Here is a 25,888-nt window from a genome sequence, read left to right as displayed (position 1 = left end):
TATATAAAGGTAACTGACTTAAAAGAGGAGAGATGATTGAATGCAACGTACGAAGAAGCCGTTAATCTGGCTGATGATGGTGGCGCTGGTTGTATCTCTAATACCAGCTGGCCTTGCACCAGTCGCATCGGCGGCGGGACAGACAAGTTACTTTACTCCTGATAATACAGCCAACGTTCCATTGAAAAGTACAGTAGGACTCAAAATGACTGGAACAGGCTCTGATGTTCTTTCTCGTTCGACTGCTTTTGTGGTAACTAGCGCGGAGCAAGCTGTAACAGGCACGTTTACGAATGTTACTGGCTCTACGTTAGGTGCCAACGTACAGCTATTGAATTTAAAAGATGGAACATGGGTTCCAGACAGTTCAAGATTAGCACCAGCTGTTGTCACAGTTGATCCTAATCGCCCGGATAATCGCTTTAACGCAACACTTACTTTGTTCCCTGGAATGAACAAAGTAACGTTTACCGGTTCCCAAGGTCCAAGTGAGCGTTCCGAAAGTTTTTATATTTTGTATGACTCTATACCTTACATTGAGAAACTGCAGGTTTTGGGTGGAGCGGATAATCTCGATCTAAATGAAGGATCGCAGGTTGTTGTGGATACAGGTGATGTGACGATTCAAGGTGTAGCTCACAACTCCTCCAAAGTAACAGTAACACTGAATAATGGTGAGGCTTTACCAACATCTTTATCGACACAAGATGGTACATTCTTCTCACCTATGCTTCGATTAAAATCAGGTAAGAATGATCTGGTTGTAACGATTGAAAGCGGCGTAGACAAAAATAAATTCACGTATTCTCTGCTCTACTATGATGAAGAAAATCCGTTCTCTCAACTCGATCTGAAAGAGGGCTCAGATGGGCTGTCTCAGAGTATGTTAACTGATCGGCCTACGTATGGGGGGGATCCTGCACAAGCCCGTGTAATGGTTGAATTGCTTTTGCCGGATGATAAAACCACTGCTGTTCCTGAAATCTCTGTGGATGGTGTGTTGACTAATATTGTTCCCAAGATTGAACCCATTCCTAGTGTGGGGATCAACACACCTTCATATTCTCTGTTTTCATTCGAAATTCCATCTTTGAAGTTTACAGAATCAGCAACTGGCACACCTCCAGTCACTTCGATTGATTCTTTACAGAATCATTCGTTGACTGTCAAATATGGAAAAAACACAGCCAGTGCAAACATGAATTTTCAATATCTAGAGAACGAAACGGTAATTACGGATTTAAGATACCTTAAAGACTACAGCGGTTCTGGTGATGCACCAGAAGGGGTACCACTTTCGGGTTCTAGTGTCACTTCTGCAGATTTCTATATCCTTGTAGAGACTAGCAGAAATCCTAATGGAAGCCTGTTGACAGCGGAATATCTTCCAAGGAGCACAAGCCCAATTGAACTGTCAACAACGCCTATACAGGTATCTCCAACGAAATATATTTATCAAATTAAAGGTTTCAAAAACGGAAATCAAACGGTTCAGTTTAAATTTACTGGATCAAAATCAAGCAAAAACGCAACGATTTCGTTTGCGTCCAAAAACTATATTTTTGTGAGCAACCTGACGGATGGCCAAACATATGATATGAATTCCAAAAAAACAGATAAATTGTTGCTTGAAGGTAAGTACGTTGATTTTGCCACATTAGATAGCAAATACTTTGTAGCAGAGATTTTTGCGAACGGAGTTAAAGTGTATTCAACACATCCTGCAGCGAACACAAAGCAAAAACAATTGACTTTGGGTGCTGATGGAAGTTTCGAGGATGTTGAGATTGATATCGATGGGGACACAGGACCATTATTCTTTGGGGAAAACCGTATTGTATTAACGGGAACAGGAACTGGAGATAAAGGCCAACTGAATGAAGTAACTAAAGAATTGCGTATTTACATCAATGATAACAATGTATCTACAATCAATAATTTTCAACCTGCACCAAGTAAAAATCGCTCGACATTCCTTGATCCATATAATCCGGATGACCAATGGGTGAAAAACCTGTTTAACCTTTCCACGGATTTCACATTTGCGGACAAGAAATATACGACCAGCCTGAAAAACTTTGACTTGGCTATCCGTGGTGCAGGGGCGACTCGAATGAGCTTGAGTATGGGTACTCAAACGATTTTTGACTTGAACATACCAGATGGATCGGCAACTAATACAACTTGGCAAGATCCAATAATCTCTCCTGAGTATGCACTGAACAATGGTAATGTTATTGTGGATCGTTCCGGAAGTCAGAAGGACTTTGTGGTGCGGTTAAGAGACTTAAAAGCGGAGACACCAGGAACATATATCTACACACTGGATTTGTATAACAAAACAGGTGCAAAAACGAGCCAAAAGGTAGAAGTGGTCAGAGAAGCAGCGGGTTATCGCATCTTGGCTCCACGTCCTACTTCAGGCAGCCAAATTGTTGTAAGCAAAAACTTTGTTCATTTTGATATTGAGGCTGAAGGAGCTACTTCCGTTGTTATTGACAAAGAAACGGCTAAAAAGCTTCAAGGCACAGAAACAGATCGTTTTGCTTTGGATTATGTGGGGCTCAAGGCTGACAAAGTGAATAAAATCAAGTTGACGATTGATCGAAATGGTGTCAAAACAAATGATACAGTGGAAGTGTACTATACAAGCAACACTGGTGTTGACTCTCAGTATATGGCGCCTAAGGTAGCCAACAAATATTCAGCATTCAATAAAAAGCTGGAACTGAGTTTCCCGAAAGGCACGGTAATGCAAAGCACGGACCTCAGCGGGATTGCTAAATTCTATCCAAACAACAAGCTGCTGTTTGGTATTGCTGACCCGAACACAGGAATTGTGGAGCGGAAGAACGACTATGGAAGCATCGTTGGTTTCAGAACAGAAGCAGAGGACCCGAATCCATTAAGCGTTCCCGATGACTATTATAGAAGGTTCTCCGCAATTGTAGGGGACTCTGTAAACTTTAGTCCAGTTTCCGAAATTTACTGGGTAAGCGGCGGCCTTGGGGAGTCCGGTACAAGAGGAGATAATAATTACAAAGAGCCAACGAATGGAATTGGCCCTTATACTGTAGATTCCTTATACGGTAATCCTTTGACGCCTGCAGAGCGAAAAATCAAGCCTTCACAACGGGGTACATTAACTCTTGCTTATGATCCAAATGTAGTAGATGATGCTGGTTCAACCATTTCCGTATTTTACTATTCTCCAAGCAGAGAGTGGAGACGGATTGGCGGCGAAGTGGATTCGAAGAAGCATACAGTGACCGTTCCTTTTGATGAGTTTGGTTATTATAAAGTAATGAAGCTGAGAAGAAGTTATAACGATATCACCAACCATGGGTGGGCAAGAAATATTCTAAATGCACTCTATGCTAAAGGGTTCATGGCTCCATTGCGCTTTGAACAATTCGGTACAGATGACCGTACTTCGCGTGGAGAGTTTGCGACTCTTCTTGTGAAAGGTTTGAATTTACCAATTACGTCCGATAGCAGAAGAACATTCACGGATGTTGCACCAGGTACAAGTTCATTTACATGGGATTATGACAGTATCGAGACCGCAGCGAGAGCGGGTATCATTACTGGCCTGACAGATGGTGTGTTCGGACCGGATCGTCCGCTGACACGTGAACAGGCTGCAGTGATGATTGCTCGGGCACTAGAACTGAAAATGGTTGCTAATGATAGCAAGCTTCAAAGTGCACTTGCTAAGGCATTCATCGATTCCGGCAGCATGGAGAGTTATGCTGGACCAGCGGTACAAGCTGTGACGAAAGCCAAGATCATGGAGGGTTCTCCGGTTACAGTGGCTGGACAGAAGAAGCCGCAATATGCATTCAACCCGAAAGGTAATCTGACACGTGCAGAAGCGGGTAAAATTGCAGTTGAATTGCTTAAAAAGAGCACAAAAGTATTCCCTAAAACCTTGAGTTAATTCATTTGATACATCGATGCAATTTAGGAAGGACCTGTCCCTTACTCTAAAGGGGCAGGTCCTTTTCATGGCTGTCAATGAATTGACATAGAGTACTTCTATAATAGAAGAAACAGAATTTTTACCAATAACTATTTTTGTAATTTGCTAGAGTATAAGATACAATAACGGTAAATACACAATGATCTAGAGGGTGAAGTTAGCTAATGAAACCGATTTATTCAAAAGCCCAGCTGGGCTACATGAAGGCAAAGACACAGTTTGAGAAGCAGGCAGTCATTCTGGAGAAAAAGTTGGAAGATACACGTAAGACTCAGGAAATCTCTCAGGAAGTTATGGAAGGGCTTGTACAGTCCACTGGCTTCCATGATGCGTACAACAATCTGGTGCTGGCTGAGAATGAGTTGATTGAATGGTCTCATACAACGATGAAGCATGAGAAAACGTACCGTGAGAACAGACAACCAATTGACGATATGTATCTGAGATTGAACAGCGATCCAAATATGCGTGCCCAAATTATTGAACTCGCGATGAAGATTAAATAACTTATATTTCCAGAACTGCAGGAAAAGCATCCCAATAGGGGTGCTTTTTTATTTTATTTTTTGTGAATTTTGTCGCTTCATAGGTTGAAGTTGCGGGTATAAATAAACGTTGGTAGCACAGACAAACCAGAGATCACAATTCCAGATTCACTGCTGTATCAACGGTTTGAAAAGGTTTTGAATGGCTTCAATACCCGCACTGTACCTATACATAAAAAAAATCGAAACTTTTTTTGTGCAATCCGCAACTTTTTGAAATCTATTGCGTTTAAAGTGTAGAGTCGAAAACATTGGGCCTGTTACCAAGAATGACCTCGTGAAGAATCTTGTCTATTTTTTAGAAAAAATTGCTTTACGGCACGAGGGACCCATTGTATAATACGTAAGGTAGGATTAGGAAACTACTCTATTTACGTGTGATTCTGCTTTACAAACTAGTTTACAAGTTTCTGTGATATGCTCACAGACATCATTTATATTAACTTGCTCACAACTCTGGGAAGGGGGTGCAACAATATATGAGGAATACGAGCGACCCTATTAAAAAAGAAAATTCAAATGTTATGAACGCCCAAGGAGGAGAAAAAAAGGTTATGAAGAAAATTTTATCCGTAGCATTGTCTACAGCAATGGCATTCTCAATGTTTGCATCTGTAGCATTCGGTGACACAGCAGTTTCCGCACAACAACAGTTTGATGCATTGAAAGCAAAAGGTATCTTCAACGGTTATCCGGATGGTACAGCAGGTCTTGACAAAGACATGACTCGCGCTGAGTTTGCAAAAGTTATCACTAAATTGCTGGGTCTGAAAGAGATCACTGGAACTCTTTCTTACACTGACAAAAACTACACAGCTAAAAACTGGGCTGTACCTTACATCGAAGCAGTAACTGCTGCGGGTATCATGGAAGGTAAAAACGTTGAGAAGAAAATCTTCGACTTCAACGGTAAAGTGACTGTGTCCGAGATGGCTACAATCCTGACTCGTGCATTGGATCTTGAAATCCCAACTGAAACAAACAACACTGCTCCAGCTTGGGCTAAAGGTTATGTTCAAGCAGCAATCAACGCTGGTTTGGTTGATGCAAACACTAACTTCACAGCTAACGCTTCCCGCGAATTGTTGGTAGGTGCAGCTTTCGCAATCGATCAAGCTCAAAGCTTGAAAGTATCTTCTTACACAGTAACTGAAGCTGGTAAAGTTGTTGAGTTCAAAATCAGCGACGGCGAAACAGTAAAAGTAACTTTGGATAAAGCTCTCGAAGCTAACAAAGAAACTGAAGTGAAATTTACTTACAAAGATAAAGAGTTCACTGAAAAAGTTACTTATGTAACTACAGTAGCTCAAGCGGTATCTTCCGTATCTGCTACAAACTTGAAAGAAATTACAGTTAAGTTTGATGGTACTGTAGATCCAAACTCTGCTGAAAGCACTAATAACTATGTTGTTAGCGGATTGACTTTCAAAAGCGCTACATTGTCTGAAGACAAAACTACTGTAACTTTGTTGGTATCTGAAGGTAACACTTCTTTGACTAACCAAAGATCCACTAGTCTTCAAATCAACAACGTTAAAAATGCTGATGCAACTAAAACATTCACACAAAAAGTAGAGTTTACTCCACTTGATGTTGCAGTTCCAGAAGTAAAAGAAGTTAAAGCTTTGGGAACAAAAGCTTTCAAAGTAGTATTCAGCGAGCCGGTTAAACCAGAATCTGTAAACGCTACTTCTTTCCGTGTAGATAACAACGTAATTGCAGCTTCTGTAAAATACGTTTATCCTAACACTGCAATTGTAACTACAGATCTGACTGCTGGTGAGCACACATTGCGTGTGAGCGGCGTACAGGACTACTCTGGTCTGTCCATCGTTCCAGTGGAAAGCAAATTCACAGCAACTGAAGATACAGCTGCTCCTAAAGTAGTTGGTGTTAAATCCAACGACTTGAAAGAAGTAACTGTTGAGTTCGACGAAACAGTGAAAAGCGTTGCAAGTGCATATGCTAACACTACAGGCAACACTGCACAATCCATTGAAATCAACGACAACAAAGTTACATTGAAATTCAACAATCCGTTGAATGTATCGGAAAACACAGTTTACTTGACTGCAGTATCCGACTATAGCAACAACTCTGCTTCCGTTGATACTAAAGTAACTCCAACATTGGACACAGTTCGTCCAACAGTTGTAGATACTAAATTCAAAATGGAAAATGGTAACTACATTGCTGAAGTTCAATTCAGCAAATCACTGAAATTGGATTCCGCACAAAACCCAGAGAACTATGTTCTCAAAGATGCAGATGGTAAAGTTGTAACTGCTTCTGGATTGACTTCTAAAGGTCACCCAGTAATCACACCAGTTTATACTGATAACAATAAAACTGTTAAAGTTAACCTGGGAAGCAGCTTGAAATCTGATGCAACTTACACTCTGACTGTATCTGGTGTTATCGATACTGCTTACATCGGAAATGTATTGTTGCCTTACACTGCGACACTGAACGCTAACACAGCTCAAAACGGTAGTGTGACACGTGTATGGTCTGATGTGACTAACGGTGTTCGTTACGTGTATGTTCAATTCAACAAAACTTTGGCTACTTCCGGTGACGGTAATGCTCTGGATGCAGCTAAATATATGGCAGTAAATGTTGATGCTAATGGTGTTGCTACTGGAACAGCTCAACAAATTGCTAAAGAAAACAATGACATCACATTGATTTCAACAAACACTGTTAGAATCGCTGTTACAAATAATTCTAGCATTGACTGGACTCAAGGCGTTAAAGTATCCGCGAGCTACATTAAAGATTCCGAAGGTAAATACTTCAACAGTGGTAACTACACTGTAGGATCTAACGTTGGTTCTTCCGAAGTACTTGCGACAACTAACGATGTATATGCTACAAGCCGTAACGAAGTTAAAGTTAAATTCAACACAGCGTTGTCGAATGTTAACTTGGGAGACTTCGATCTGAACGGAATTCGCCCTACAAGCTACACAATGGCTGATTCTAACAAAACTGTAGTTCTGAAGTTTGCTGACAACACAATCTCTAATGATGTTGCTGGTTATACTTTGAAAGCTACTAACCCTAGCACTCAAGATAGCTTCGGTAACAAACTTCAAGCGTTCACTGCAACCGTAAAAGATGGTATTGCTCCAACGGTAACTTTGAAAGATATCGTTAGAACTGGTAACACGGTTACAGTAACTGTATACGCTTCTGAAGCTCTTACTCAAGATGGCAACTATGGTGCGGCTTACATCCAAGGATTGTTCAGCATTGATGCGGGTAGCGGCGTGACTACAACAGTTACAGGTGCTTCTATCGGTACTGATGCAAGAACAATTACAGTTACTGCAACAGTAGCTGGTAATACAGATGGAAAAGTAGCAACTGTTAAATTCGACGGTGCTAAAAACAAAGCAGCAAAAGCTATTAACGACGCAAACGGCAATGCATTGGATGAGTTCTCATTCGGTAAAGAGCTGTAATTTATATCTTACTAAAACAGCCTTGCATCTTTATAGATGCAAGGCTGTTTTTTTTTCGCCTTGCAGGGGTAATAAATTGGCGGTTAGTCTGAAATAGTTTAACAGTAGGAAATCACCCGCTTGAGGTACTGATGATTGCGCTCAAATGGTGAATCACCGTATGCCGAATGCTACGTACGAGAGTTGAGAGGTAGGCTACTCAATTAATGAGAGTCCTCCCTCTCGATTATATTTAACTTAGAGAACTTTTAAATTGTTGATAGACAACAACATCGTAACTTTCTCTCCTTTCCAAACGTTTATACTATAAGAGCAACAAGCAACTTATGGGAGGTTTGGGAGTGAATCAAAAGAAAATGTTTGTGAGCTTGCTCGCGAGTGTCTTGTTGATCAGTTCAACGGCTGGCATTACCATGGCAGCGAGCACAACCAATAAAACGTCTGCCACCAATTCAAATAGCAGTACATCGAAGAAAACGACAACAATGCAGAAGGTTGTACATACACTCGGTAACCTATCGGCTGTTAAAGTGACAGCACGAAGTTCGGTAAGGTTAACAGATGTAAATATCTTGGCGCAGGACGATGGGAATGTGGTTACATATACATTGTCTTACAAGAACAATGACAGCACCCCAATGATGATGCTCGATTACTGGAGCAAAGTGAAAACCAAGGGTGGAACATCATTCTCGCCCAAACTGATCGCAAAAGATCAGGAAAAGAAAACAGTCTCGCCTGGATCAACAGTTGAGTTGACCTATGTCATGAAAGTGGGTCGCGAGGTGAAACTCAGTGATCTGAACTTCCTCATCGTGAAATGGGATTTCAGTCAGGCTAACTATGAACGTACGCTGGGTAAGTTTAACGTGCCCGCATCCTATAGTATTACTACACCTATAGGTAAACCAAAGACGGTTCGTCTAAGCGACTCTGCGGTGAAGGTGAAAGTATCTGGCATTAAAGTGTTTCCAGGTGAAGATAAGAATCAGTATGTGAAAATTGGCGTGAATTTAAACAATATTAGTTATAAATTGCTTGAAAATCCGAATATCAAATGGATCTTGCGTACACCAAGTGGTACCAATTATCCGTTAACTCCGGATAAAGACAGTACGAGTGTCAGTATCCAGGCTCAAGCTAATAAGGCCCTCAGTCTGATCGCATCTCTTCCTACGTCAGTGAAGCTGCAAAAGTCTGAGCTGTTGCTAGTAGAGGAACAGGGTGAAGAGAAAAGTGTTCTGCCTGTTGCTGCATTGCAATTGCCAGAGGCTAGTAAAACGAATGTAGAAGTCGCTGCCAATCAACCAAACATGATTTCAGTTGAAGGACAACGACTGTCCACATTGCTTGAATCCGCTAAAGTCCGAATCGATGATGGTGAGTATAGCCTTAATCTTCAAATGAAGCTCAAGAATGAAGGCAAGAAAGTCATTAAGGTGCCGATGTATACCTTTGAGGTACGGAGTACAGACGGAACAGTCTATCCAATCGAAACCAAAGCATTGGATACATTGAAGTTGAACCCAGGCGATATTAAGACAATTAAGCTCAGTACAACCCTTCAGGGTGATGGTAATACAAGCAAAATCAAGCTTTATGTAATGAGTCCGGTAGACAAAAATGAAAGCACAGAATCCACAACGTCTTCTCCTACGAATGGATTTGTCTTCTCCTATCCTGTAGGTGTCTATGGTATTCCTGAATCGGTATCCAGCGGAGATGGGTTGACGACCGAAACGGTCATTAAGAATAACAAAGGTACATTTGGTGTGTCTTTTGGATCGTTACAGCGGTTGCCGTGGCTTGATAGTGATATTATTGCCGCAAAAGTGACCATTCGTAATGCAGGTAACAAAACAGTTCAACTTCCTGAGCTTGAAGCGATGTTTATGATTGATTCTGCTGAGATTGAAGGAGACAAGAAGCTAATCTACACACAAAGTGGAAAGTTAATTGGAGCCGGCATGACAACAGAGGCTTACCTGTTAACCAAGATTCCTTCCGAATTGCGTATATCTCGTCTGGAACTAAGTTTGAACGAGAAAGTTAGTGAAGAAGAGACGAATGAGTGGATCACGTTAAATACGTCCGGATTAATTCCACCCTTATCTTATGTTGGAAGCGGCAAGACATACACTTCGGGTACTGCTGATAAAGAGACGGAAATGGGTGTGCGGAGAACGATTCGTTATCCGGGAACATCATCGGACATCGTATATACCGAATTCGAAATGACGAACAAATCATTGCGTCAAAGTGGTCTCGGTAAACTGGTAGGTTACTACAAAACATCGGATGGCCAGTATTACAGAGCAACTGCGAAACAAGCAGAGCGTCTGCCTGGGCCGGGTCAGAAGTCAATTGTTACGTTCTGGGCTAAGATTCCGAAGTCCGTTACCTTCTCAGACCTGCGCCTAATAGTGGGTGAAGGCATTGCAGACAGCAAGTTTGTAACCGGTGAAGGGGAAGCGACTGCTTATGTGAATGCTTTGGCATTCGAAGTACCGCCAACTTCCATTAGTGTTCAAGGCACGCTGACCAATATTAATCTCTATCCTTACTCCTGGACTGCCAACAGTGTAAGAGCATATCTGGCAGGCAGCTCGTCTGTACAGATCGAGATGAATTACAGCTTATCCCGTAATGAAGAGATTGAGATGGGTGAGAACGAGCACAAGTTAATCCTTACAATGACCGATCAAGCAGGTAAATCATATGAAAAAGAGCTGACCTTAGGAACCGATCTGAAAGTGGGAACCAACCAGACACTGAGCTGGAGCGTAGAAGACAGCTTCTTCGAGAAGTTGCGTGGTGGTTCTTATCGTTTGACAGTATATGATCAATTTCAAGGACAACGTATCCGTCTTGCAGAGCAAAGTTATGGATACGACATTTCTAAGCTTCCAAAAGAAGAACCGGAGTTCCCTACGTTCCCATCGGATGGGTTTTGAAATAGAACAGGCAGCACTATAATTATCCACAAAACCTCGTTTCCACCCCAACGGAAACGAGGTTTTGCTTGTCGCATCCCTATTTTTTCTCTATAGTTAAAGTTAATAGATTACCAGAGGAGGAAAATGATTCACATGAAACCTTATATGAAAGTATCCCTCGCCGCGCTTGCCATTGGTGTTGGCGTATGGGTTGGGTCGGTATACAGCAATACAGCCATCGGTGCAGGTACAAGCCAGCCAGGAACAGCAGACGATCCGGTTGTAACGAAGAGTTATGTAGACCAGCAGATTCAAAAAGCAATGGGTGGTGGCGTTAGCACGGGTTCTGGCAACTCATCCGGTAATAATTCCGGATCTACGGGAACCGGGAACTCAGGTAGTACAGGTGGAGACACTTCTCTTCCTCCACTGGTCTCGGGCGCTTCTGAAGCCGTTGAGATCGTAACCGTGAAGCCGGGGCAACAGCTGATCGGTAAGTCTGGCGCGGAGTTCATTGTACGTAGCGGCAAAGCTGTGATCGTCAGTGAAGGTACGAATGGTGTAGCTGATCTGACGGACGGGATTGACCTGACGAATGGACAGGCAGCACCGACCAATCACCTGCTCTCTTTTCCAAGGGACGGACGGGGGATCACGGTCTTGGAAGGAAACAAATACAGCTTAACCGTAATGGTACGTGGTGGATATACTCTGAAATAGGTTTTGTAGCTGTTAAAGGAATTATTCATTAGTCATGCATTTCATTTGCTCAGATTACCCAGTTCTAACAAACATTAATACGGCTAGCCAACCTTGTTCCTGCTCACTCTATAACTGTTGACAATCAATTAATGGAGGTGCAGGAATCATGGCTAGAAGCAATCGCAAGGTGGTACCCGAAAGTCGTCAAATGCTGGATCAAATGAAGTATGAGATTGCTGCAGAGTTTGGTCTCAATGTAGGTTATGGTGGCAGAGGTTTAGCTGGTGCGGATACAGAATTTGGATCTGAACTGGGTGAAGTGAGTGATCACTCTTATGGGCAATACAAAGGGTGGGGACATCTGACTTCCCGCGAGAATGGATCGGTTGGTGGAGAGATCACCAAAAGGCTAATTCGCCAGGCAGAACAGCACTTATAGGGCATTTTCCTTACCCCATTTCGTTTGACACGTCTTGACAAATACGTTAAGATGGCACTTGAGGTATGCAACCTTTTCCACTAGGGAAAGGTTGATTTTCGTTTGAGGCAATTACCTGAAAAATCCTTATCTTCGGTACTGCGGACCCTGCGTCCTTATTCCATTTTGGAAAGCTTCGAGGGTACAGTGAACGAATCGCTGTCATGTTTTGTTCGGGCAATCGCCATACTACTAGTTATGGGAGGTTGAAACTTCATGTCTGTTAAAGGCCGGCATCTATTTACATCGGAGTCTGTAACCGAAGGACATCCGGATAAAATCTGCGATCAGATCTCAGACGCCGTATTGGACGCGTTCCTGGCGAACGATCCTAATGCTCGCGTAGCTTGCGAAGTTTCCGTAGCCACAGGCTTAGTGCTTGTCATCGGTGAAATCAGTTCAGCTTCTGAATACGTGGACATTCCGTCCATCGTTCGTAATACAATTAAGGATATTGGCTACACACGTGCCAAGTTCGGTTTTGATTATAACACTTGTGCAGTTCTGACTTCTCTGAATGAGCAGTCCGCTGATATTGCCCAAGGCGTTAACGCAGCGCTTGAGAATCGTGACCCGGAACAAGTCGCTCGTGAAACAGAAAACATTGGTGCAGGTGACCAAGGTCTGATGTTCGGTTTTGCAACGAACGAAACACCAGAACTCATGCCTTTGCCAATCGCTTTGTCCCACCGTATCGCACGCCGTCTGGCGGAAGTGCGTAAGAACGGTACATTGGAATATCTTCGTCCGGATGGTAAAACTCAAGTAACGATTGAATACGACGGTGACAAGCCGGTACGTGTGGATACAATCGTTGTGTCTACTCAGCACGCTGAAGAGACTACACTTGAGCAGATCCAAAAAGACATCAAAGAACATGTAATCTTGCCTGTCGTTCCAGCTGAATTGCTGGATGAGCAGACTAAATATTTCATCAACCCAACAGGACGTTTCGTTATTGGCGGACCTCAGGGAGATGCGGGCCTTACTGGACGTAAGATCATCGTAGATACCTACGGCGGTTATGCACGTCACGGCGGTGGTGCGTTCTCTGGTAAAGATCCAACTAAAGTAGACCGCTCTGCAGCATATGCGGCTCGTTACGTAGCGAAAAACCTTGTAGCCGCAGGTCTTGCAGATAAAGTGGAAATCCAGCTCGCTTACGCGATTGGTGTAGCCAACCCGGTATCGATCAACGTGGATACATACGGAACTGGCAAAGTCAGCGAAGAGAAATTGGTTGAGCTTGTTCGCAACAACTTTGATCTTCGTCCGGCTGGCATCATTCGTATGCTGGATCTGCGTCGCCCAATCTACAAACAAACCGCTGCTTACGGTCACTTCGGCCGTACAGATCTGGATGTACCTTGGGAACAAGTGGACAAAGTAGAGCTTTTGAAAACTCAAGCAGGTCTGTAAGTTAGGTGCAATAGTAATGAAGCCCTTGATTCCGTTAAGGAATTAAGGGCTTTTTTGTGCTTCCATCGATTTCACTGCTTGTCATGGACAAAGGAAAAATTATGGAATATATCCCCAAATAACTAAATGAAATCCCTTCTCCAACCGAAATACATAATGAGGTCTGTACATCAGACAGGAGAAGAAATGCAGATAAGGGGGAAGATCAGTGGAATTGAAGAGAATTGCAAGAAAAGGCATGCTCGGAATCTTAATTGTTATGCTGACGGCTCAAGGTTGGCTTACGGGTTGGAGTGGAGTCGAGCAGGAAGCATATGCGGCCAATGAATTAAGTGCAAATGGAATAACGAATACTGTTCCTGCGGTGAACGGCAAAAACGTCGATGGATCATTGCCGTTACGTATTGAATTTGCGAGACCGGTTTCAAAAGTAATCGGTCCGGAAAGTAAGATATCCATTAAACGTGTCAACGATGATTCAGAGGTTGTTTCTGTAGACGTATCCAGTGAACTGGTAACGATTGAAAGCTTAGGGCCAATCACGAATCCTTCTGTACCTATGAACGATACCGAACCGTCTACAGGAGAAGATACAGCTTCACCACCACCTGAAGGGAAATTTGTAAGCATCCAACTCCCAGAAGGAAATATTCTTCCTGGTGGAACATATTACGTTCAAATTGATGCAAATGCATTTGCTTACATGGATGGTGAGAATCTTACTTTATTTCCAGGATTATTGAACAAAGCGTGGACGTTTAGTACTCAAAATATAGGCTTGCCGGCAGTTACAGGCAAGATACCCCAGAACGCAGCTGTTCAGGTGAAACCTTCGGATCATTTGACAGTGTCGTTTAGTCTACCGGTTGTTGCTGGAGCAGGCACACTTCAAATTTATCAAGGGAGCGGAACAGAAACTTTATTTGAAGCAATTCCAATCACGTCTAAAGGATCACCACGAATTACTGGTCTTGGCACTAAGACGATTACAATTGATCCTGTAAAAAATTTCAATAACAATAGTACATATTATATCGTGATACCTGAAGGTTTTTTACGAGATCAGCAGGGGAATGACATCCGTGGAATCAGCGGCATGGATTGGGGATTCAATGTGCAGTCGGACCCAACTTCCCTAACGGTGTCCACCTTGTCTCCTACCAATGGCACCACGAATGCGCCTTTGTCGGGCAACCTAACAGTGACGTTCAACAAGGAACTGGACCGTAGCTTCCCAGGTCAAGCCATTCTCAAGAAAGCGAATGGAGCAACGGTTGATTCGAGGACAACTTTTAGTTCGAACAACAGACAACTGATTATTACGCCAACAAGCACATTAGAGAATAATATGAACTATGTTGTCGATATTCCTGCCAATATGTTTCGTGATCAAGCAGGTAATACATTCGCAGGTTTGAATGGATCTACATCATGGGCTTTCAAAACCTTAAGCAGAGATACAACATTACCTGTAATTAAGAGTGCCAAGATGCATAGTAACAACACGATTCGTCTAACGTACGACAAGTGGCTTAGTAGCATCAGCCCACTGAGCAGCAGTTATACCGTTACCGTGAATGGAGAGAATCGAAACGTTAGTTCCAGTTATATCTCAGGTGACAGTGTATATGTTGTCTTGGATACGGGTGTAGCGGTAGGGCAAGTTGTGCGGATCGCATATGCACCCGGTACTACAGGTAATCGTCTTACAGATCAATCTTCCAATGCTGCGGCTGCTTTTGGCGCAAGAGATGTGGAGAACGGTTTAGATTCTGTCATGTCCAAGCCGCGAGAAGGTAACGTGTATTACAGTACAATGACGTTGTACTACCCTGAGACGGTATATATCACTTCAAGTGATGCAGCAAGACAATTCAGTGTAACTGCGGATCAGTCGGCTGTAGGCATCAATAGCATATCGATCAATGGCAGCTCTGTGGTGACGTTGAATCTTAGTCGATCCATTACGGATGGTGAAGTCGTTCAGGTTGCATACACGCCAGGTTCATGGCCTGTAAAAGATACACGTGGACAGGCCCTTGCTGGATTCAGCGGCTTCTATGTCCGCAATTCAATTGATACCAAACCACCTGAGTTTAAGAGTGCTGAGGTGAGTGGTAACAAGTTATGGATGCGTTACAATGAACCACTGAACACGACGAATAAACCGCTCAATAGCCAATATTCTGTTCTGGTCGATGGTAAGCCAGTCTTCGTTAATGATTCCGAGATCGAAAATGATCTGGTTACGTTAACGCTGGCTTCAGCGGTGAAGGATACACAAAATATATCGCTATCATATGTACCTGGAGCATTGCGATTAACGGATCTGAACAATAACCCAGCAGGATATCTCAATCTGACTCCAGTAACGTACACATATGGAAATGGCAAAATTCTTTCGGCTACGCTTCAGGGAGACACGGTTCAGATTAATTTTCGTGATTCAATCCAGTCCCAGGCTGCACTAACAGCATCTCAGTTCAGTGTAGTGATTGGTAATTCAACCACAACTGTATTGTCTGCTTCAGCTTCTGGCTCTGTGGTGACGTTGAAAGTGGATACTTCAGCAGTAACATCGACAGCTACTCAGACGGGAACGGTGAGTTATGTACCTGGGGCTTTGCCGTTGCGGGATGCGTCGAATGTCACGATAACAGCATTTGGCCCACTTACGTTACAACAGACGAATAATAGTTCGAACAATAATCAGTCGGGAAACCGTCCTTCCTGGTTGGCAGAATTGGATGCATCGAGCTATGGTCAGTCTTTACTTGTGATGAATAACACTACGGCTTCTGCTGTATCTGCGATGTCCCACTATAATCGCCCGACTCGTCAATTCAACGTGGATGCAACCAAGTTGATTCAGTCCTTTGAATACGCTGGAGCAAACGGGAAATTGACTCAGCCGGTGGTATTTGAGATTCCGGACAGTGAATCGGCTGCGTATGTTGGATTCCCATTAAATGCACTGACTCAGATTGCTGCAAGTTATCGCACTGGCACTATTGGTGTGAAATATGGCGATCTTCTCTGGACGGTGCCACTGTCTAATTTAGATATGGCGGCTATGAGTCGGAGTGTAGGAACATCAAACACAAGTACTACGACAGGAGCAGCGGTCCCATCCTTATACGTTCAGTTAGAGACGGTACCTGTGTCTTCATCGGGAACGATGGAAGGCTTGATTGCAGGTGCAGGAGCGCAGAAGCTTGGCAACTATACGGACGTATATTTGTATACCGGTAATGGAACAAACGATCAACGTGTAGATCAGAATGTCAAAAGCCAACTGGCCATGCAATTGGCTGCCAATACCCCAAGTGTAACATCCGGATTTACGTATATCGATCCAGTTACATTTAGGTTATCCAATGTACCTAGTTCCTTTAAAAATACGACAGGTGGTGTAGTTGTTCAAGGACAGCTGAATGGCAATCAGTCGGTAGTCCCTGTTAACAACATCGTTAGTTATCCGGATACGGCGTCACACTGGGCTAGTGAGGTCATTAAGGAGCTCTCTGCCAAATGGATAATTAACACACCAGGTGGTTCCTTCTACCGACCGAATGAGAACATTACACGTGCGGAATTTGCTGAATTGGTCGCTAGAGGTCTAGGACTGAATGGAGAACCTACTGCAGCAAGTCGTTTCCAGGATGTTCGTAGCGGTAGTGTAACAAGTGCCTATATCGGTGCTGCAGCTGAAGCGGGGATCATTACGGGGAATACCGATGGTACGTTTAAGCCGGATCGTCCCATTACGCGTGAGCAGATGGCACTTATGATGGTACGTGCGATGAACTACGGTGGGAAAACAGTCTCTCTTCAATCTTCGGCTGCTAGCACTCTATCCAAGTTCAAGGACAGCAACAAAATCCAGTCCAAGGATTCTGTTGCCAAAGCGGTGGAGGAGGGGATCATTCAAGGCATGACAGCGAGAACATTCGAACCCCAAGGGAACGCGACTCGCGCTCAGGCAGCAGTGATGTTGAAACGGGTACTGGACAAATTAGGATATCTATAAATTAATAGGAACACTTCAAGGAAGCTCATTTCTTGAGGTGTTCTTTTTATATAATTAGATAAAGGACTAAAGAGAGCTGAAGTTTTATAGAAAGGATGACTTTTTTTGAACATTACTAAGATACTCAAAAAAGTATTATATGAACGACTTCGAAAATTATCATTCGTTTATCAAGACTCTTCATCCAATCCTTGGGAAGGAAATATATGAATCATAAATGGACTTCTGTTGTGCTTACTCGTGCACAACAGAAGTCTATTTTTTGATTAGTTTAACTACATAGCAGAATCGTATGGAATTGATTAACCAATATATACCTCAATCTTGGCTGAGGGCGTAACTTTTTCCACAAAAAGCAGTCTATTAATAGAAGAGTATACTAGAGATCTCGCTATCGGCTGCCTACTTGGCAGTGTTCGTGATGTCTAAGATTGATATACAAGATGGGAGAGACGTTTCAGACATGCTGGGGAAACATGAGAAACAGCTGGAAGACGTTAAGGGCAGTAAGGTGAAGAAATGGGCGATTGTGACGCTGGCGGGTGTGATCTGGATTGCACCGGTGATGAGCGCAGGCGGGCAGATGTGGTCAGGCACTTCGTGGCAATCGGTGGCCGCTGCAGCATCTACGAATACAAGCAAGTTGAGTGAAGAAATTCTGACTTCGGGTGCGAAGCTCATGAAATACAGATATACAACAACACGTTCCGGTTCCAAGGTCAACGTACTGGCGGATGTAATCCAGGTGGATTTGCAGAACCCCTATGTGAAGCTGGATGTGATGACAGGCAAGGGCGGTAATCTAAACAGCAAACAGAGCACAGGTGCCATGGCTAAGGAAAATGGTGCAGTAGCCGCTGTGAATGGCGATTACTTCAATGTAGCCGGAGAGCTCGCCCCTATTGGTGGACAGGTCTCCGATGGCGTACTGGTCTCCACACCTTCTGAGCTGTCGGGTATGTATGCCCTCACGGTGACCAAAGATGGAAAACCGATGATCGATGAGTATTCCTTTGACGGAACAGTGAAGGCGCAGGATGGTTCAACCTTCGCTTTGCGTGGGATAAATAAAGAGGATTATACGGTAGAGTCGGGTGCGGTGAAGTATAGTCATGCCAACTCGATGTATATTTATACACCGGCATGGACCTCCTCCAAACGTCCAAATGATCCTTCCACAACTCCAACAGAGGTTCTCGTGCAGAACGGAGTAATCACCCAAATCTCGGATAAAAAAGCGCTAAACATGACGGTGCCGAAGGATGGGTACATTTTGCGTGCGCATGGAACAGCGGCGACATGGATCATGAGCCATCTATCCGTTGGCCAAACCTTGGATGCGGATTACAAACTGAAAGCTAAAACAACTGGGCAATCGGTCGATCCCAGTAACCTGGAGATGATGATTGGCGGTCACACCATTTTGGTAAACGGTGGCAAGGCAGCTTCCTTTTCCCGTGATATCGCATCTTCCGGCATTGGTGGCATTCGTGCAAGAACGGCAGTAGGGTACTCCCAGGATGGTCGGTATGTCTACATCATCGCAGCGGAGAAAAACAGTAACAGCAGCGGGATGTCGCTGACGGAACTGCAATCCTTTATGACCAGTGTGGGTGTCTGGAAAGGCATGAACCTGGATGGAGGCGGCTCCACAACAATGGTAACACGTCCGTTGGGTGAGCAAACCGCTGGTCTGACGTTCAACACAGAGTATGGCACCGAGCAACGTCAGGTTGTAAACACACTAGGTGTGTTCTCTACGGCTCCTGTAGGTAAACTGAAGGGCTTTGCCGTGAGTGGCAGTCAAACGTTGCTGGTGGGGCAAGAGGGCAAGTACACAGCCAAAGGATATGACACCTACTACAACCCGATTGCAACAGGCGATATCAGCATGTCCTGGAAGTCCAGCAACAACAGCATCGTGAGTGTCAGCAACGGCACGATCAAAGGCGTGAAGCCAGGTACAGCAACGCTGACGGCAACGAGCAATGGAGCTTCATCTTCTATTAAAGTATCGGTATTGGGTGGAAGTGAATTGGCTTCCCTGACAGCAGGATCGGGTCTCGGTTCGCTCAATGCAGGCACAACGATGTCCATTCCTGTAACGGCAACAACGAAGAGTGGACAAAGTGTTACGGTTCCGGCAGACTCGCTGACATGGGAATTTATCGGGTTCAAAGGTAAAGTGACTGCTGACCAATTAACGGTATCTTCAGTCAATTCTGGTGCACAAGTGGGATATGCCATTGGTCGCTATGATGGTTACAGCACAGTCGTAGTACTCTCGGCATCTGCCAGCGAAACGATCTGGGAGAACTTCGAGAATGTGAATTATCCGATCAACTTCACGACGAATGCAGCGGGTGTAACTGGTACGGCAACCGTTACAGTAGGAACAGATGAGAAAGCCGGCTCCAATGTACTGCAACTCGGTTATGATATGACTGCTGGAACAGGCAAAATGTACGCTTATGCACAACTGAATGGCTCTACCGGTAGAGAGGTATCTGCTGCAGCTACATCGATGTCAATGGATGTTATGGGAGATAAAAGTCTGAACTGGCTACGTGCCGAATTCACAGATGCCAATGGCAAAACGGTATATGCCGATCTCGCCAAGGCAATTGACTGGAACGGGTGGAAGAAGCTGAGCGTGGACCTAAACGGACTGAACATCGCCTATCCGGCGAAGCTGAAGCGGGTCTATGTAGTGAACGTGGAAGAAGGTCAGGATGAGCGTGCGAAATCAGGCACGGTTGCTTTTGACAATATCGCATTCACGATGCCTTCCAAGTCCAGTGAAGTAGGATTGCCTACGGGTACAGCTTCGCTTGTGCTTGGACAGAAATCGATGACGGTGAACGGAACGAAAAAAGCGATTGATGCAGCACCAGTCCTGAAAAATGGTACAACGTATGTGCCAATCAAACATGTTTTGGACGCTTTTGGTGGTCAGGCAAGCTGGGATAGCAAAAATCAGCGAATCACGGTATTACGTGGTGGCAAGCTGATTGATCTGGTTGTAGGGCAGAAAGAATTCATTCTGAATGGTAAAAGACAGAGCGCAACTGTTGCACCATACGTAACGGGTGGCAGGACTTTAGTCCCACTTAGACTCGTTTCCGAGCAACTTGGTCTGACTGTAAAATGGGAACAGAAAACGAAGACCGTTACCATCTCATCGTGATATGGTATGATATATACCGGAAACGATAGAAATGGAGTCGAACAAACGTGGATTTACAAGCCGATGCCATAGACCGCGTCATTAAAAACGCCATACAAGTCATGGAAAACAGCAAATATCAAATGTTCGAAATTATGGACGCAACTCGCGATGAGCTGAAAACACTCAACGAGGAGTTAAAGTCGGTGCTGAAGGAAACGGCGGAAACGATCGAGAAAGTAGATCAATTGGAGCTGAACTACCGCCGTTCCCGGATCCGGCTGACTGAGGTTAGCCGCGACTTTGTCCGTTATTCCGAGCATGATATCAAGCAGGCGTATGAGAAAGCAACACAGCTGCAGCTGGATCTGATGATTTATCGTGAGAAGGAAATGTATCTGAAGGCCCGTCGGGATGATCTGCAGAAGCGTGCCAAAAATGTGGAAGCTTCTGTGGAGCGTGCCGAGACCATCGGTTCGCAGATGGGTGTTGTACTCGAATACCTGTCAGGTGAACTGGGTCAAGTGACCCGGATCATCGAATCTGCCAAAAATCGACAAATGATTGGTTTGAAAATAATTTTGGCCCAGGAAGAAGAGCGGAAACGTATTGCTCGTGAAATTCATGACGGGCCTGCCCAGATGCTCGCCAATCTAGTGCTTAGGACGGAAATTGTAGAAAGAATGCTCATTAAGCAGGATTTTAAGATGGTCCAGGCCGAAATAGTAGATTTGAAAGGCCAGGTTCGTTCCAGTCTTGAAGAAATGAGAAAAGTTATTTTCAATCTGCGTCCTATGGCACTGGATGATCTGGGACTGATTCCAACGCTTCGGAAGTACGTGCAGGATTTTGAGGTAAAAACGAAAATCCGGTCGCTTTTTGAAACAAGAGGTAAAGAACACCGTTTATCTTCCGCGATGGAGGCTGCGATCTACCGCCTCGTACAGGAAGGTCTGTCGAATGCTGCAAAGCATGCTTATCCCACATATGTTGTGGTGGAGATTACATACCAGGCTCAGCTCGTCAAAATTGTCGTTCAGGACAATGGGCTTGGGTTCAAACCGGAGCTTCTTGCCAAGAAAAGCAAGGATCATACCCACTTCGGTCTGATTGGGATGAGAGAACGGGTTGAACTGTTAGAAGGAAGAATAGAGATTGAATCCGGAGAAAATCAAGGAACCAAAATAGTGATTCATATCCCGACAAACGTGGATAAGGGAAAGGAGTAGCAGGATGATGGAAAACCGTGATACTGGTAAAGCATCGATTAAAGTTCTTTTGGCTGATGATCATCAGCTGTTCCGTGAGGGACTGAAACGCATTTTAAATATGGAGGACGACATTGAGGTCATCGGCGAATGCGGCGATGGTATACAAGTGCTCGAATTCTGCAATCAGGATAAACCTGATATCGTATTGATGGATATTAACATGCCGATCGAAAATGGGGTTGAGGCAACGGAGAAATTGCGTGAGCTGTTCCCTGATGTCAAAGTGATTATCTTGTCCATTCATGATGATGAAAGTTATGTATTTGAGACGCTTCGTAAAGGGGCTAACGGGTACTTGCTGAAGGATATGGAGGCCGAGTCTCTGATCAATGCGATTCGTTCCGTGCATGAAGGACATGCGTTTATTCATCCGAAAGTAACCGGCAAACTGATCATGCAGCTGCGTCGTATGACGTATCTTAATGAAACAGGGGCAATGAGTGAAGGAGCTTCGAAGGAAGCAGGCGTTAAATTTGTCGCTGGCGACAATAACCCGCTCACACGTCGTGAGGCTGAAGTACTTCGCTTGATGGCAGAAGGTAAGAGCAATAAAATGATTGGTGAATTCCTGTTCATCAGTGAAAAAACAGTAAAAAACCATGTCAGCAGTATTCTGCAGAAGATGGAAGTGGATGACCGTACACAAGCCGTTATCAATTCGATTAAATATGGTTGGGTTACGCTCTAATACCTTATGTTTTTCGTAAAGCGGTATTCTTACGGTAAGTCAGTCCATTGGTTGATTCAACCTAGACGAAGTATAGATTGGTGTTCACTCGCGCCCTTTCCAGAATGTTGGATTGGTCTGCGGGTTAATGGACTTTATCACTGCAAATGAGCAAAGTGTAAGGTTGTGCGGAACATATGTTCAAGCTTAGGCGTGAATGAATGACCTGGCCTGTCTTTCTTCGTCCGGTGTCGATCAGAGTGGAATATGAGCGATAGGAAATGCAAGTGTAACCCTTCAGGAAGTACAGCATATACTTGTTGTATACAGGGATGTTCGCCATGGGTGAGCATGACCTTCCGAGGAGGTGCAGTTGCCATGGTTGCTCATCTGACTATGATTCTGCTCATATACTTCCTGGCGGCAATGGCCGTTCATGCCATGCACCAGCGCCATCTTTCCCGTCCGGAATCTGAAGGTTTCGAGCAGATCCTGCTCATCCCTTCCAATCAGGCAGGGCGGATCGAAGGCATTGTAAGAGAACTTTGCCGGGAATTGTTATATCGTGGTAAGAGCTTCAGATTAACCGTTGTTGCTGATCGTACAGAAGCGGAAACGATTACGATTATTGAAAAGCTTATGCAAAGGCAAGGCATGGAGACATCTTATCTGCCTGCTGTCCCTGCTGATATTGAACGGGTAGCACAGACCGATCACACGTTTCGCCTGATTGATTTGCGTGAGTCAGAGCAATAAATCAGCATGTGAACGGGAAATGGGATTATCATTTCGCAGATCTACAGTGAAAAGATTACAGCAGAAGCTGTAGTCTTTTTTTGTAATTGTAGCCAAGTCTGCTTTTAAATTAAAAATGGGTTTTTATGCAATCTATGGTTATTGTCTGGGTATGAGGAGTTCTTGAACACTAAAATAAACTTTTCGAAGTCAGAACTCTTAATTTAAAAGTATAGACGATTCAGATTGGAAAAAGTTTCGCTTTTTAAAGAAAGATTCTGGTTATTAGCAGAATTGGTGTGTGTGAACCAGAGATGATAGATCAAATGATATAATGAAAGCAGAATCTTCCATTATATTGACCTATGGTATATTGAACCATATAATTACTTAAAATGGATGTTGAGCGTGGGAAATGTGTGTTTCTGGAAGGGGGTATCTTCTTGAGTATATTGGATAAGACGATCCGAACAGAATTTTTACATTACATAGAGGAAAACAAAATCCTTCTCTATCATTTTGCAGAGAGATCAGGCATTAATTCTGGAACGCTAAGCAGGGTGATTAACGGTTCACAGCCTGTATCGGTTAAAATTCTGGATATTTTGACAGAATACATGGGATTGGAAGAAGGATATTTTTATGAACAGTATGTGAGTGAGTTGTCTAATGATTCTACGATGAACTGGCGACGACTGCGTCCGTTTATCATACGCTGTGCTGAGCTTGGAAAAAACGATTGTATTGAACGAACTGTAGATCTAATGATGGAGAATCCTACGTATATCAAACCTTTGTTTGATTGTGCCGAATCATTCAACATCGAAGGGAGAGCGGAAGCTGCATTAATTATTTATCGTAAAGTGTGTGAGGGAGAACGGTACCAGCATGCCGAACGGCTGGCTATTTGCCAGTATCGAATATTTAAACTTTCGATTAATGATGATCAGCAAAATAATCTGGAACATGCAGTGCAATTCGATCCTTATGTCGTGCGTCTTAATGAGTTGGAGCAACTGGATGCGCTGAAGGATCTGATGAATCTATATCTCTCATTGCGTCGTTGGGACAAAGCGGAGCAACTGGCAACACGAATGGGCAAACTGGCGAGGGTACAATATGAAATCAAACATCAACGGATTAGAAGGGGGAAGAGTTATCAAGAGCCTTCCAAAGCGTTGTTTGGTTATATTTTATACTCGGATTTGATCATAGCATCAATATATGGAGAAAAGAATGAGTATCAGCAGGCGTTATACTACGTCTCATGCTATGAAAATCACGAGTGGGTTATTGAGAATGATCTTGAAGCGGAGCTTACAAAGAGTCAGTTTCGGGAGTGGGCAACAGCAAATAGGTACCTCTTTGAAATAATGACAGGAAGAATTGAGATTTTAGATGAGTATGTGGATTATTTATCTACAAAAGAAAATGAGATTCTACGTGGATTGTTTAAGCTTATTAAGGCAGCACTAAGTTATAATATAAATATGGATCATGTGTTGGAACGCTTTAAGACCGCGATATCATCATTTATGATCACACATGAGAAGGTAGGTTCTTATACCAATCAGATTATAGATGATCAGTTCGTGAATTTCTTGGCAGATGTAGCGGATTATTATCTAAACTCAGACCGGATTCGAGTTGGGATTCAATTTATACTGGATAGTTTGGCAATCTCAGCTAGAATTAATAATGATGCTTGTATGGTCAGAGGGTTCTGTACATTTGATTCCATTCGGCATTTAGCAACAAACGAAGAGCTTCATAAGTACACTACACTGCTGAAGGAGGTCCGAAAAGAGAGATGAAGATAAAATTCATAATCATTGCTACCATAATTACCATCACAACAATGGTGGTACCATTTAATACGTCTTCTGCTACGGAGAATGTACCACCTGAAGTTCCAAAAATTTTAACGACTAATTCTCATGGTCAAGGTGGTTGGTAGATATTATTTTATAGATTATAGATAGTTACCTGTAAGAGGATGGCCGCAATTCATTTTCTTATAGGTTTTTTGTATATCTGACATGAATCTTGGTTTTTACATAAGAGGTTACACTGTTTCATAGAGGTGAGGATGCTATGAAATATGTTGTGAACAATCAAGAAAACGACTTGGAACGTGAACGGGAAAGCTTGCATGCGTTGGTTGCGATTTATGGTTTACAACATCCAATGGTAATTAAGCAATCCGAGATTTTGGATGAGTTGATTAATCGGTATAATCGAATGTTTCTCAGGCATCTCCAAACTAAGTAATACATAACCGGTTCCTGTAAATTTTAGACCAACATGATTGAAGTAAATGTACTTCGTAGAATAAGGTTCATCTAGATGATATTTATAATAGTCCGGTTAGAAGTTGTTCAGCACTTAATCAGTAACCTGTAATTCGAGTTGGGAAATAAACTTTTTGTAATGGCTGAATTTGTAGAGTAGAGATTCAATTGGTATAGTAAATAAGTAGATTCATCATAA

Annotated in this window: 14 protein-coding genes; all 14 read left to right on the top strand. The window is 43.5% G+C overall.

The features are described from left to right. Window positions 1–40: 40 nt before the first annotated feature. The 14 genes from AC4E8D_RS28895 (at window position 41) to AC4E8D_RS28830 (ending at window position 25,669) form a co-directional block, all read left to right on the top strand. Window positions 41–3,940 (top strand): S-layer homology domain-containing protein, encoded by a 3,900-nt coding sequence (locus AC4E8D_RS28895; RefSeq protein WP_221821813.1) that lies wholly within the window; start codon window positions 41–43, stop codon window positions 3,938–3,940. A gap of 206 nt (window positions 3,941–4,146) precedes the next feature. Next, window positions 4,147–4,488, top strand: a complete 342-nt coding sequence (locus AC4E8D_RS28890; protein ID WP_036612519.1) for a hypothetical protein — start codon at window positions 4,147–4,149, stop codon at window positions 4,486–4,488. Between the two features lie 518 nt (window positions 4,489–5,006). Next, window positions 5,007–7,994 (top strand): S-layer homology domain-containing protein, encoded by a 2,988-nt coding sequence (locus tag AC4E8D_RS28885; protein WP_221821812.1) that lies wholly within the window; start codon window positions 5,007–5,009, stop codon window positions 7,992–7,994. Between the two features lie 341 nt (window positions 7,995–8,335). Then, on the top strand, window positions 8,336–10,948 hold the full coding sequence (locus AC4E8D_RS28880) for a hypothetical protein (RefSeq protein WP_339305884.1): 2,613 nt from the start codon (window positions 8,336–8,338) through the stop codon (window positions 10,946–10,948). 135 nt (window positions 10,949–11,083) lie between these two features. Further along, entirely contained in the window at window positions 11,084–11,650 is a 567-nt protein-coding gene (locus AC4E8D_RS28875) for a hypothetical protein (protein WP_221821810.1), read from the top strand. Window positions 11,651–11,798: 148 nt separating this feature from the next. Then, window positions 11,799–12,071 carry an alpha/beta-type small acid-soluble spore protein gene (locus tag AC4E8D_RS28870; protein ID WP_017691962.1) on the top strand — a complete coding sequence of 91 codons (273 nt, stop codon included), beginning with the start codon at window positions 11,799–11,801 and terminating at the stop codon, window positions 12,069–12,071. Between the two features lie 255 nt (window positions 12,072–12,326). Continuing rightward, window positions 12,327–13,529, top strand: a complete 1,203-nt coding sequence (gene metK / locus AC4E8D_RS28865; RefSeq protein WP_221821809.1) for a methionine adenosyltransferase — start codon at window positions 12,327–12,329, stop codon at window positions 13,527–13,529. Window positions 13,530–13,737: 208 nt separating this feature from the next. Next, window positions 13,738–17,559 carry an S-layer homology domain-containing protein gene (locus AC4E8D_RS28860; RefSeq protein ID WP_221821808.1) on the top strand — a complete coding sequence of 1,274 codons (3,822 nt, stop codon included), beginning with the start codon at window positions 13,738–13,740 and terminating at the stop codon, window positions 17,557–17,559. A gap of 463 nt (window positions 17,560–18,022) precedes the next feature. Then, on the top strand, window positions 18,023–20,746 hold the full coding sequence (locus AC4E8D_RS28855; protein WP_490206517.1) for a stalk domain-containing protein: 2,724 nt from the start codon (window positions 18,023–18,025) through the stop codon (window positions 20,744–20,746). Window positions 20,747–20,793: 47 nt separating this feature from the next. Then, entirely contained in the window at window positions 20,794–21,954 is a 1,161-nt protein-coding gene (locus tag AC4E8D_RS28850) for a sensor histidine kinase (RefSeq protein ID WP_074092506.1), read from the top strand. A 7-nt stretch (window positions 21,955–21,961) separates the two neighbouring features. Beyond that, a complete protein-coding gene (locus tag AC4E8D_RS28845; RefSeq protein ID WP_026081439.1) occupies window positions 21,962–22,684 on the top strand; it encodes a response regulator transcription factor in 723 nt (240 codons plus the stop codon). A 357-nt stretch (window positions 22,685–23,041) separates the two neighbouring features. Further along, window positions 23,042–23,419: a hypothetical protein gene (locus AC4E8D_RS28840; protein WP_036612497.1), complete on the top strand. Its 378-nt coding sequence runs from the start codon at window positions 23,042–23,044 to the stop codon at window positions 23,417–23,419. Between the two features lie 422 nt (window positions 23,420–23,841). Next, the gene (locus tag AC4E8D_RS28835; RefSeq protein WP_490205567.1) at window positions 23,842–25,212 is read left to right on the top strand and encodes a helix-turn-helix domain-containing protein; all 1,371 of its coding nucleotides are present in this window, start codon (window positions 23,842–23,844) and stop codon (window positions 25,210–25,212) included. A gap of 280 nt (window positions 25,213–25,492) precedes the next feature. Continuing rightward, entirely contained in the window at window positions 25,493–25,669 is a 177-nt protein-coding gene (locus tag AC4E8D_RS28830) for a Spo0E family sporulation regulatory protein-aspartic acid phosphatase (RefSeq protein ID WP_340399619.1), read from the top strand. The last annotated feature ends 219 nt before the right edge of the window (window positions 25,670–25,888 follow it).

It is taken from the genome of Paenibacillus sp. SRL342 (assembly GCF_984798905.1).
This window is presented reverse-complemented; position numbering and strand designations above follow the sequence as displayed.